The organism is Bacillus sp. FSL K6-2865, assembly GCF_040311405.1.
In the GTDB taxonomy this organism is placed as follows: domain Bacteria; phylum Bacillota; class Bacilli; order Bacillales; family Bacillaceae; genus Bacillus; species Bacillus velezensis.
Map to the genome: position 1 here is coordinate 2106086 of NZ_CP152036.1, position 12108 is coordinate 2118193.

The following is a 12108-nucleotide window of genomic DNA, read 5'->3' on the forward strand; positions in this document are numbered from 1 at the left end:
AACCTAAACTATCAAAATGTTAACTTAATTAGTTTTGCAAAGCCTCATTACGTTTTCATGTTTTGTTCATATTTTAGTAATTGTTTATTCAACACTGTCCGCTAAAGTAATCCATATCAACAAATATGACAGCCATCTGATTTTTTTATGAAGGGAGGTCAACACCGGATGCCGTTATGCTGAAAGAAAAAGTAAAGACAGCAGGCCGTTTTTGCACTGTAGGCGTCGGCAATACGCTGATCGATTTTGGTGTCTTCTTTCTTCTCGCCGCTTGTCATGTCCCCTATCTTCCGGCGCAGATCTGCTCCTATTCGGCAGGGATCATCAACAGCTATGTATGGAACCGGAAGTGGACGTTTCGTGTAAAACGCAAGGCTGACGGGAAAGAGATCATGCGATTTCTCATGATTAATCTTGCCGCGTCGGGAATCACCTTTTTGCTGCTTTACGCGTTTCAAAAAGGCGGCTGTTCGCTATTGGTGAGTAAGTTCGCCGCCACTATCGGCGGGATGATGATGAATTTTATCGGAAACCGAATCTGGGTATTTGGAGATTCGCTGAAAAACATACAGGATCAGGAGTGAAGATGAATGAGAAAAAAAGTGAGAAAAGCGGTCATTCCCGCAGCCGGTTTAGGAACGAGATTTCTGCCGGCGACAAAGGCGCAGCCGAAAGAAATGATGCCGATTGTCGACAAACCGGCCATCCAATATATTGTCGAAGAGGCCGCAGCGTCAGGAATTGAAGATATACTGATTATTACAGGGAGAAACAAACGCTCGATTGAAGATCATTTTGACCGGTCGGCGGAATTGGAATTCAATCTGCAGGAAAAAGGCAAAACGGAGACGCTGAAGGAAATGCAGCGGATTGCCGATTTGGCCAATATTCATTACATCCGTCAGAAAGAACCGCTCGGATTAGGACATGCGGTGCTGTGTGCGGAGCATTTTATCGGAGATGAGCCTTTTGCCGTTCTATTAGGTGATGATATTATGGTATCTGACACTCCCGCTCTTTCACAGCTCATAGACGTCTATAACCAACACGGCACAGAAACGGTCGGCGTACAGCCCGTCGATCCTGCTGATGTCAGCAAATATGGTATTATACAGACGGGGCGGCAGAGCGGTCATGTGTACCAGGTTGAGGATCTGATTGAGAAGCCTGCTGTTGAAAAGGCGCCCTCTCATATTGCCGTGATGGGCCGCTACATATTAACCCCTGCTATTTTTAAAACGCTGAAGACGATCGGAAGAGGCGCGGGCAACGAAATCCAATTGACAGACGCGCTGCGCGAAGTGTGCCGCACCCGAAGCATTTACGCGCGGGAGCTTGAAGGAAGCCGGTTTGATATAGGAGATAAAATCGGCTGTTTTAAGGCCGGCACGGAGATCGGGCTTCTTCGGGAAGAAATGAGACCGAAACTTTTAGCTTATTTAGAAGAGGTGTTAAAAAGAGAATCTGAAGAAATCGTGCGTTAAAAAATAATTTGTAACCATTTTGCTTGTCAATCAGTCATATAATTGGGTAAAAAGATAAAGAGGTTGTGAACAGTGTGGGCAATTTTATTAGTGAAATATTATCCTGGCTGACAAGTATGGGCTATTTAGGGATTGCGCTCGGATTAATGATCGAAATCATTCCGAGTGAAATCGTTCTGGCTTACGGAGGCTATATGGTGTCAGAAGGCACGATCAGCTTTATCGGCGCCATTGTCGCCGGTGTGATCGGGGGAACGATCGCGCAGTGCTTTATTTACTGGATCGCCCGTTATGGGGGACGGCCGTTTTTGGACAAGTACGGCAAGTACTTACTTCTGAAAAAGCATCATGTTGATGTTGCGGAAAACTGGTTTCGCCGTTACGGCGCCGGCGTTGTGTTCTCGGCGCGGTTTATCCCGGTCGTCAGACATGCGATCTCCATCCCGGCCGGCCTTGCGAAAATGCCTCTTTCCAAGTTTGTCATATTGACGACGCTTGCCATTATTCCGTGGTCTGTCATTTTCGTTTATCTCGGGTATCAGCTCGGGGGACAGTGGAAAGACGTAGACAGCTATGCCGGAATGTATACAACTCCGATCATTATATTGGCTCTCGTATTTATTGTTGTTTATTTTGTTGTGAAGAAAATGAGATCAAGACTATGAAAAAAGACTGCATAAGAGCGGCTGCGAGCCGGATCTATGCAGTCTTTTTTTTATTTATACCGGGTATACGGGGTGTTTCCGGTGTGTGAATGTCAGTTGTTTGGACATGTAAGCAGTGAGGCGTTTATTGAGTTCTTCCCGCAAGGAATCAGCAGGAACAATGCCGTCAATCACCATTTCAGAGGCAAGTCGGTAAAGGTTAATGTCTTCCTTATATTCATCACGCTTTTCTTGAATAAAAGCCGGCCTTTCTTCAGGGGCTAGCTCACTGATTTTGTTTGCGTAGACCGCATTCACCGCTGCTTCAGGACCCATTACGGCAATTTGCGCAGTCGGAAGCGCTAAACAGCAGTCCGGTTCAAAAGCAGGCCCCGCCATCGCGTATAATCCGGCACCGTAGGCTTTTCTGACGATAACGGAAAGCTTCGGAACAGTCGCTTCCGCCATTGCGGAGATCATTTTTGCGCCATGCCTGATGATGCCCGCCTGCTCAACCTTCGTTCCGATCATGAATCCGGGAATGTCTGCTAAAAACAGAAGCGGAATATGGAATGCGTCGCACAAAGCGATAAATTTTGCGGCTTTATCCGCCGAATCGAGAAATAAAACCCCGCCTTTGACACGCGGCTGATTGGCGATAATGCCGACCGGCTGTCCGTGAATCCGCGCAAGCCCCGTTATTAATTCCTGCGCAAATAACGGTTTAATCTCAAAAAATGAGTCTTCATCAATGACACGTTCAATTAAATCCATCATGTTGAACGGTGCGTTTTGATGTGCCGGGATGACATCTGAGAGCGGTTTTTCAAAAGCTTTCGGGTTCTTAGATTTGTTGACGGGCGCTTTTTCAGTATAATTTGCCGGAAAGTAGCTGAGATATGTCTGCGCCATCATGATTGCTTCCTGTTCCGTCCGGGCGAGGAGATCACCGCAGCCTGATACGGAACAATGCATACGGGCGCCGCCCATTTCTTCAAGCGATACTTTCTCGCCAATCACCATTTCTGCCATACGCGGGGAACCTAAGTACATGGATGCATTGCCCTCAACCATAATGACAATGTCGCAAAAGGCCGGAATGTAAGCGCCGCCCGCAGCGGAAGGGCCGAACAATAAACAGATTTGCGGAATGCGGCCCGACAGCTTTACTTGGTTATAAAAGATGCGGCCGGCTCCCCTTCTGCCCGGGAACATGTCGACCTGATCCGTAATTCTCGCACCTGCGGAATCGACTAAGTACAAGAGCGGACACTGAAGCTTTTCCGCCGTCTCCTGAATGCGGATGATTTTTTCCACCGTTTTCGCGCCCCACGAGCCCGCCTTTACGGTTGAGTCGTTTGCCATCACACAAACGGTTCTGCCGCCGATGGTGCCGATCCCGGTAACGACCCCGTCTGCCGGAAGTCCGTCTGACATGCACTCGGCGAAAAAAGCGTCTTCAACGGATATGCCGTCATCGAATAAAAGCTTCAGCCTGTCTCTTACAAAAAGTTTTCCCTTCTTTTCGTTGCTTGCGTGATATTTCGCGGCTCCTCCCTTTTCAATCGTTTTGCTGCGTGTCTGCCGTTCTTTTTCGTAATCCATCCGAGTCCCTCCATGTTTTATTTTCCTTTGTATTCAGGGGGTCTTTTTTCTTTAAAAGCGCGCAGGCCCTCTTCTCTGTCAAGTGTGGGGATGACTTGTTCATATGCTTTTCGTTCGATTTCGAGCCCTGTATTGAGATCTGTATCAAGACCCTTGTTTATCGCGGCTTTTGCTTGTCTGACGGCGATCGGCCCATTAGCGGCGATGCGCCCGGCCAGTGCTTTTGCTTTTTCCATAAGTTCATCGGCTTCACAAACATGCTCGATCAGCTTCATGTCTTTTCCCTCTTCGGCAGAAAGCCTTCGGCCGGTATAGATCAATTCTTTTGCCGCGCCGGGGCCGATAAGCCGGGGCAGTCTCTGCGTTCCGCCCGCTCCGGGAATGATCGCAAGCCCTGTTTCAGGAAGGCCGAGGCCCGCCCGGCTGACGGCTGTTCTGATATCGCAGGCGAGAGCGAGTTCAAGGCCTCCTCCGACAGCGGTTCCGTTCAGCGCTGCAATGACCGGCTGCGGGAGAGCTTCAATGGATGCGGCCGTTTCACCGATACGCCTGACGCTTTGCTTAACTTGTTCATGATTCATCCCCGCTCTTTCTTTTAAATCAGCACCGGCGCAAAATGTGTTCCCGGTGCCGGTGAGAATGACACAACGAATGGATGGCGAGTTTTTGATGTCTTCAATCACACGCTGTAAGTGATCAATCATGTCTGAAGACAGCGAGTTGGCCGCATGCGGGCGGTTCAGCGTGATCAGACCGATCGTTTCTTGACAGACGGAATACAAGACGCAATCTCCCATGGCTTCTCCTTTCTCATTTCGTTCTGAATGCCTGCAGGTTTCTGCTTGGCAGGTCTTTGCCTATTTTATCCGCGATCCAGCCTGCGGCATAAAGAAGTTTATTCATGTCCGTCCCGGTATCAATCCCCATTTGTTCGAGCATATAAATGACGTCTTCTGTGGCAGCGTTTCCTGCTGATCCAGGGGCGTACGGGCAGCCGCCAAGCCCGCCTGAGGAAGTATCAAAGGATGTGATGCCCATATCAAGAGCGGGAATGATATTCGCTAGAGCCGTTCCTCTTGTATCATGGAAATGGAGTGCGATTTTTGAGGCGGGAATTCTCGGCAAAAGGGCTTCAAGCACGGCTATGACCTGCAAGGGGTTTGCCGCGCCGATCGTGTCGCCGAGCGATATTTCATCAACACCCATTTCGAGCAGGGTGTCTGACAGGCGGATGACTTGTTCGACCGGCACGTTCTGTTCGTACGGACAGCCGAACACAGTGGACAGATAAGCTCTCGTCGCCATTTTTTCAGCTTTTGCTTCAGTAATAACCCGCCTGAGCTCTTGAACGGTCCGGTCAATCGGTTTGTTTACGTTTTTTTGGTTATGGGTTTCGCTTGCAGATAAAAATACACATGCCTGATCGATTCCGCCTTCTGCCGCATGCTCCAGTCCGATGAGGTTCGGAACGAGAGCCGCGTAGACCGTATGTTCAGATCTGGCAATGCCTTTTGCGACGTCCAGGCTGTCACGAAGAGCCGGAATCCATCTCGGATGCACGAATGATGTCACTTCGATATAGGGAAGGCCTGTTTTTGACAGCATATTGATCCACTCAATCTTATCTTCTGTATCCACCCACGCCGATTCATTCTGCAAGCCGTCACGCGGTCCTACTTCATTGATGCGGACATGTTTCGGACAGTTCATGCTGCACCTCCCGTTTTATTGAAGTTCAATCAGGACCTCTCCTTCATCAGTGAAATCACCTTCTGATTTTTTCACTTCTTTCACCGTACCCGCTGCATCAGCGATAATCGGAATTTCCATTTTCATAGATTCCAAGATGGCCACTTCCTGTCCTTCTTCAATGACATCACCCGGCTTCACATGAATTTTCCACAGGTTTCCCGCCATTTGAATTTTTATGACGCTCATTTGGATGCCCCCTCGTTCATTGTTTGTAAAAAACCGGTTGTTGCCTCGCCCTTTTCAAACACTTCTGAATGAGCAATTTTTGTCAGCAGCGGAATGTTGGTTTTAATCCCTTCTACATGATATTCGCCAAGGGCGGTTTTCAGTTGTTCAATGGCTTGTTTTCTCGTATTCGCCGTGACGACCATTTTGGCAATCATCGGATCGTAAAACGGAGAAATGACGCTTCCCTTTTCGACGGCGCATTCGTGTCGCACTGACGGGTGTCTTAAAACGGAAAAAGACGAGATGGTACCGGGTGACGGGTAAAAGGTGACCGGATCTTCCGCATAGATCCGCACTTCTATCGCATGACCGCGGTGGTTGATATCTTTCTGCGAGAAAGTCAGCGCCTGCCCAGCGGCAATTTTCAGCTGTTCTTCCACAAGATCCAGTCCTGTAATTTCTTCTGTCACCGGATGCTCCACCTGCAGTCTGGTGTTCATCTCTAAAAAATAGATTTGTTTCTTTTGGTCGACGAGAAATTCTATTGTGCCTGCATTTTGGTAGCCGATCGATTTTGCGGCTTTAACGGCGGTTTCACCGAGTCTTTGTCTTAATTCATCGTCAACAAACGGCGACGGCGCTTCTTCTATCACTTTTTGGTGGCGCCTTTGGACTGAACAGTCACGTTCAAACAGATGAACGGTGTTGCCGAAAGAATCTGCGAGTATCTGAATTTCAATATGACGGGCATTTTCAATGACCTTTTCCATATACATTGCGCCGTCTCCAAAAAAGGAGGCGGCCCGCTTTTGATTGCCTTCAAACGCTTTGGCCAGCTCTTCTTCTGAATGTACGATCTGCATGCCGATTCCGCCTCCTCCTGCGGACGCTTTCAGCATGACCGGAAAACCGATGGCACGGGCTTCGGCTAAGGCGGAGTGAACATCGGGCAATGGCTCTGAAACACCGGGAACGATCGGGACCTTTGCTTTTTGCATCGTTTTTCGGGCTTCAATCTTGTTGCCCATCTTGGCGATGATATCACCGGGCGGACCGATAAATGTGATTTGTTCCTTGCGGCAGCGTTCGGCGAACAGGCTGTTTTCTGACAGAAGCCCGTAGCCCGGATGAATGGCGTCCGCTCCGGCGGATTTGGCGGCTTCTATGATTCTGTCGATATGTAAATAGCTTTCATTTACTCTCGATTTACCGATCGGATAGGCCTCATCAGCCGCTTTTACATGCAGCGCGTCCCGGTCGGCTTCTGAATACACAGCTGCCGAGGGGATGCCGAGACGTTTGCAGGTGCGGATAATTCGTAAGGCGATTTCTCCTCTGTTGGCAATCAGGACTTTTTTAAACAAATGTGAAGCACTCCTTTTTCATTAAGTTAACTTGAGCTCTTCAATCGTTTTTTCCCGCAACTTGAATTTCTGAATTTTTCCTGAGGCTGTCATTGGATATTCATCTGTAAACAAAACATACCTGGGGACTTTATAGCGGGCGATATGTTCTTTGCAAAAGGTTCTGATGTCTTCTGCGGAAGCGGTTTGTCCGTCTTTGAGCCTGATCCACGCCGCGGCCTCTTCTCCGTATTTCGGATCAGGAACGCCGACGACCTGAACGTCTGCTACCGCGGGATGCCGATATAACATTTCCTCAATCTCGCGCGGATAGATATTTTCGCCGCCCCTGATCAGCATGTCTTTCAGACGGCCCGTGATTTTGCAGTACCCGTCCTCGTCCATGACCGCCAAATCACCGGTATGCAGCCAGCCGTCTTTGTCTATCGCTTCTTCGGTCGCTTCTTGATTTTTATAATAGCCTTTCATGACATGATATCCGCGGGTGCAGAGCTCTCCTTGTTCGCCCCGGGCGGCTTCTTGGGATGTTCCGGGCCGAACGATTCTGACTTCGATATGGGGAAGCGCGCGCCCCGCTGTTTCCACTCTTCTTTCAAACGGATCATCTGTTCTTGTCTGCGTAATGACAGGTGATGCTTCGGTCTGTCCGTAGGCAATGGTAATGTCAGTCATCCCCATTTTGCCGATCACTTCTCTCATGACTTCCGCCGGGCATGGCGAGCCTGCCATAATCCCGGTTCGGACGTGGGAAAGATCATATTCAGAAAAACGGCTGTCATTTAGGAGGGCGATAAACATCGTCGGTACACCGTGCAGAGCCGTGCAGGCTTCTTGCTCCACCGTTTTCAGAACGGCCGGCGGAGAAAACTGTTCGATCGGAATCATCGCCGCACCCGCGGAAACACATGCCAGCACGCCGAGCACGCACCCAAAGCAGTGGAAAAACGGCACGGGAATACATAAACGGTCACATGAAGTAAGCTTCATGCATTCTGCGATATTGGCCGCGTTATTTACGATATTAAAATGTGAGAGCATGACGCCTTTCGGAAATCCGGTCGTACCTGATGTATATTGCATATGAATGCAATCATCCTTTTTCAGGCTGTCCATCCTTCCGTCAAGCGCTGCATCCGTTACAGACTCGGCATTATCCAGCAATGAATCCCAACGGTGCATCCCGGGCAGGCTTTTATCACCGATATATAACACCGTCCTTAAAAAGGGATAACGTTTCGAACGCAGCCTGCCGCGCTCACAAGTTTTCAGCTCCGGAATTAGCTTATTCACCATCTCAACATAAGATGTCTGCCGGTAGGAATCCATGATTATCAAGGCCGAGACGTCTGAATGCGCCAGCAGATAATCGAGCTCTGCGATTTGAAAATTGGTATTAATGGTGACCAGAACGGCGCCGATTTTCGCCGTTGCAAATTGCGCCGCGAGCCATTCCGGAATGTTGGATGCCCATATGGCAACATGATCTCCTTTTTCAACTCCCAGCTTCATCAGCCCTTTTGCGGTTTGCCGGCATAACCGGTCAAACTCGGCATACGTATAACGAAGGCCGCGCTCAGGGTAAACAACCGCTTCACGATCCGGAAAAAGCTCCGCGGTCCGCTCAAGCAGCTTTCCGGCTGTTAAATGGATAAGTTCAGCCATATGACCTGCCCCCCTTCCATCCCTGTCTTAGTAAACGTTTTCATTTCACTTCAAAAGCTGTCTTGCGATGACCATTCTTTGAATTTCTGACGTTCCTTCGCCAATCTCCATCAGCTTTGCGTCACGAAGCATACGTTCGACGCCGCATTCCTTCATATAACCGGAACCGCCATGAATTTGGATGGCCTGAAGGCATGTTCTGACGGCCATTTCTGAAGCATAAAGCTTGGCGAATGCAGCTTCTTTCGTAAATGGCAGGTTTTGATCCTTCAGCCATGCCGCTTTAAGCACCATCTGTTTGGCAAGGTCAATTTCCATCGCCATATCGGCCAGCTTAAATTGAATGGCTTGAAATGACGATATCGGACTGCCGAACTGCTTGCGTTCCTTCGCATATGACAGCGATGCCTCCAGTGCGCCTTGAGCGATACCGACAGCCAGTGCCGCAATCGAGATCCGCCCGCCGTCTAATGTATATAAAAATTGTTTAAAACCTTTTTCAGGATCACCGAGCAGGTTATCGGCAGGCACCCTGACATCCTCCAGCACAAGTTCGGCCGTATCCGACCCTCTCACACCCATCTTGTCGTACGGATTTGTGATCGTAAATCCCGGTGTGTCTGTCGGGACGATGAGAGCTGAAATGATCGGTTTTCCGGCGGAGTTCTTTCCCGTAACGGCGGTGACAATGACCGTGCGGGCGTAATTTGCGTTTGTGATCCAGCATTTCTCTCCGTTTATCACATAGTCATCGCCCTTTTTCTCGGCTTTTGTCTGGGTTCCGCCGGCATCGGAACCGGCATTCGGCTCTGTCAGCCCGAATGATCCGAGCGCTTTTCCCGAAGCAAGCGGAATAAGATGTTCTTGCTTTTGTTGGTCAGTACCGAAATAGTATAATGGGCTTGCGCCGAGTGACACGGCCGCCGCGTAGCTCAGCCCCGTGCTGCCGCAGGCTTTTCCGATTTCTTCGACCGCTGCTGCATATGAAATGGTGTCACCGCCCGCCCCGCCGTATTCTTCCGGAAACGGAATTCCGAGCAGCCCGAGTTCGCCTATTTTTTTAAATGTGTCTATCGGGAAGACGGCCGATTGATCAACCTCATGGGCTTTCGGGGCAATTTCATTTTTGGCGAAATCTCTGACCATTTCGCGCACCATCTGCTGTTCTTTTGTCAGTTGAAAATTCATTAACCTTCCTCCTTCTGCTGCTTTCTACATTTTATTAATGGGGGTCTTTATTCATTCCATCCAAATAAAGTCTGAACATTCGGACTCATCCGCTGCAAAAAAACTGACAGCGCCGCAACTGTCAGTTTTTTTAATAATGGCTATTTAATTGTCCGTTTTGCGGAGGGACGGCTCTCATGGTGAAGCCTGTCAACGGAAGTAACGAAATAGGTGCAGGCTTCTTTCGCCCGAATATCAGTATCTGAAAATGTCTGCGTCCGTGACGATGTTTTTCTGACTGTATCCACTAAATAAGGCTGCTTTCCCTTTTCTGCGCGGTAAATGGCGTAATAAGCCGTTTTTTTACCGTTGGATTTCGCATCTTCGATATAGAGTGTATGGCCGGAAGCATTCTTCTCCGCCCGTTTGACAGCCGGTTTTTTTAAAGCGGAATGTCCGAGCCAAGGCATCTCGGGAATTAATGCGGGCCGGCTGTACATGTCTTTGATCAAACGGTTTTTTACATCGAGCGGATTACGGTTTAAATCCTTTAAACTGAAATGCATGCTGCCTTTTATCCATGCTGATCCCCTGTTTAGAGTAATCTGCCTTCCGTATTCCCCCGGGTCGGCCCAGGCCGGATCAGCGTTGTTGTTGATTTTATAAGCTGCCTGCCCGATATATAAATGCACCGGCCGATTGTTCACTTCTTTTCCCCACCAATCCGCTAAGACGTCATATGCCGCCGCTTTAAATCCGATGCTCCAGTAAATTTGCGGTGCGATGTAATCAATGTATCCTTTTTGGATCCATTCTCTCGTATCAGCATATAAATCATCATAGTTCCGCACCCCTGCGGCCGTTTCGGAGCCTGTCGGGTCATCTGCGGCATTTCTCCATACGCCGAACGGGCTGATTCCGAATTTGACATAAGGTTTTTCTCGTTTGATGGTTTGGTTGATTTCTTTTACAAGCCGGTTGACGTTATCCCTGCGCCAGTCATCAACTGATGCAAAGTGAGCTTTTCCGTACCGTTCGTATTCCGCCTGATCGGGGAATTCCTGTCCGGCAATTTTATAAGGATAAAAATAATCATCCATATGAACCGCATCAATGTCATAACGGCTGACCACCTCTTTGATTCCATCCGTTATAAATTGTCTTACTTCCGGAATGCCCGGATTATAGTACAGCTGTTTTCCGTATGCAGCGACCCAGTCCGGATGCGAACGCGCGGGATGATCATCTGAAAGCGCATTCAAATTTGTGTGATTCATCGTGATCCGGTAAGGATTGAACCAAGCGTGAAATTCAAGATTCCGTTTATGTGTCTCTTCAACTAAAAAAGCAAGCGGATCGTAGCCGGGATTTTTGCCTTGTGTTCCTGTCAGATACTCTGACCAAGGCCCGTAATCTGATGGATAAAAAGCATCAGCCGCAGGCTTAATTTGGACGATAACGGCGTTCATTCCCATCTCCTGAACGTCATCCAGCAGCTTGCTGTATTCTCTTTTTTGCTCTTCCGGTGACAGCCCTTTTTTAGAGGGCCAGTCGATATTGGTGACAGACGCGATCCATACGGCTCTCATTTCTCTCTCCGGCTGAGTGCCGCTTGCTTGTGCGGATGCTGAGAATGTAAAGATGCCGGCTGTCAGTACAACGGCCAAAAACCATATCATGCTAAAACGGCAGCTTTTCATGTTTTTCCCCCTCTCTGCTTTACGGTATTCCGAAGCATTCCGGGCGGTGAATCAGAAAGCCTGCTTTGCTCCTCTCAGCCTAAAAAGGAAAGAAAAAAGTCCTAAAGCGAATCAAAACGCTTCAGGACTTTTTATGTTTCATAGCGGCGAGCACGTCAATGACCTTCGTTCCGACGCCGACACACGTTTCAAGAATGGCCTGTGCTCCGGCGATGGACAAAATGAAAATAACCGGATGTGCATAGCGGGGCCAGACCAAGTAGCAGATGCCGATCAATATGGCGCACCAGACGCCCGCACACCAATAACATTGCAGCATATAACCGAATGCGGAGGAAGGGACTTTTTTTTGGACGGCGCGCCCGTTTTGATCGACGGTTTTTTCTTGCTTTATAAAGGGTTTTCTTATGAATTCCGTAATCTTATCAAATACGATCAAATGGGTCAGCCGGTAGCTGGCAAGAATGATCATTACATACGTAAGCCAAGATAGGTTCGTCATGTCAAAGCCTCCAAAAAAACTGGTTTGATTCCCCTATCTTGCCCTCTGTCATACTGAACC

The 12108-nt window shown here is 48.8% G+C and carries 12 protein-coding genes; 3 read left to right on the plus strand and 9 right to left on the minus strand.

The annotated features are described in order from the left end of the window. Positions 1–176 precede the first annotated feature (176 nt). The 3 genes from NYE42_RS10330 (at position 177) to NYE42_RS10340 (ending at position 2149) form a co-directional block, all read left to right on the plus strand. Entirely contained in the window at positions 177–584 is a 408-nt protein-coding gene (locus NYE42_RS10330; RefSeq protein ID WP_014418060.1) for a GtrA family protein, read from the plus strand. 6 nt (positions 585–590) lie between these two features. Further along, positions 591–1484: a UTP--glucose-1-phosphate uridylyltransferase GalU gene (gene galU, locus NYE42_RS10335; RefSeq protein ID WP_032865966.1), complete on the plus strand. Its 894-nt coding sequence runs from the start codon at positions 591–593 to the stop codon at positions 1482–1484. Positions 1485–1558: 74 nt separating this feature from the next. Next, on the plus strand, positions 1559–2149 hold the full coding sequence (locus NYE42_RS10340) for a DedA family protein (RefSeq protein WP_007410125.1): 591 nt from the start codon (positions 1559–1561) through the stop codon (positions 2147–2149). 54 nt (positions 2150–2203) lie between these two features. On the opposite strand, the gene NYE42_RS10345 is transcribed toward NYE42_RS10340, so the two are convergent. From NYE42_RS10345 to NYE42_RS10385, 9 genes are all read right to left on the minus strand, one after another. Beyond that, positions 2204–3733: an acyl-CoA carboxylase subunit beta gene (locus NYE42_RS10345; RefSeq protein WP_032865964.1), complete on the minus strand. Its 1530-nt coding sequence runs from the start codon at positions 3731–3733 to the stop codon at positions 2204–2206. Positions 3734–3750: 17 nt separating this feature from the next. After that, positions 3751–4530, minus strand: a complete 780-nt coding sequence (locus tag NYE42_RS10350) for an enoyl-CoA hydratase (protein WP_144664844.1) — start codon at positions 4528–4530, stop codon at positions 3751–3753. A 13-nt stretch (positions 4531–4543) separates the two neighbouring features. Next, the gene (locus tag NYE42_RS10355; protein ID WP_007410122.1) at positions 4544–5443 is read right to left on the minus strand and encodes a hydroxymethylglutaryl-CoA lyase; all 900 of its coding nucleotides are present in this window, start codon (positions 5441–5443) and stop codon (positions 4544–4546) included. Positions 5444–5458: 15 nt separating this feature from the next. Beyond that, positions 5459–5671, minus strand: coding sequence for an acetyl-CoA carboxylase biotin carboxyl carrier protein subunit (locus tag NYE42_RS10360; protein ID WP_007410121.1), 213 nt, complete (start codon positions 5669–5671; stop codon positions 5459–5461). Then, complete coding sequence (locus NYE42_RS10365; RefSeq protein WP_342496924.1) at positions 5668–7017, minus strand: acetyl-CoA carboxylase biotin carboxylase subunit; 1350 nt, start codon at positions 7015–7017, stop codon at positions 5668–5670. Before NYE42_RS10365 ends, NYE42_RS10360 begins: the two co-directional genes overlap by 4 nt. Positions 7018–7038: 21 nt before the next feature. Next, positions 7039–8679, minus strand: coding sequence for an AMP-binding protein (locus NYE42_RS10370; protein ID WP_326245398.1), 1641 nt, complete (start codon positions 8677–8679; stop codon positions 7039–7041). Positions 8680–8724: 45 nt separating this feature from the next. Continuing rightward, positions 8725–9867, minus strand: a complete 1143-nt coding sequence (locus NYE42_RS10375; protein WP_352426441.1) for an acyl-CoA dehydrogenase family protein — start codon at positions 9865–9867, stop codon at positions 8725–8727. Positions 9868–10007: 140 nt separating this feature from the next. Then, positions 10008–11546, minus strand: a complete 1539-nt coding sequence (locus tag NYE42_RS10380; RefSeq protein ID WP_007410117.1) for a family 10 glycosylhydrolase — start codon at positions 11544–11546, stop codon at positions 10008–10010. A 121-nt stretch (positions 11547–11667) separates the two neighbouring features. Further along, complete coding sequence (locus NYE42_RS10385; RefSeq protein ID WP_007410116.1) at positions 11668–12048, minus strand: DUF1360 domain-containing protein; 381 nt, start codon at positions 12046–12048, stop codon at positions 11668–11670. Positions 12049–12108: the final 60 nt, after the last annotated feature.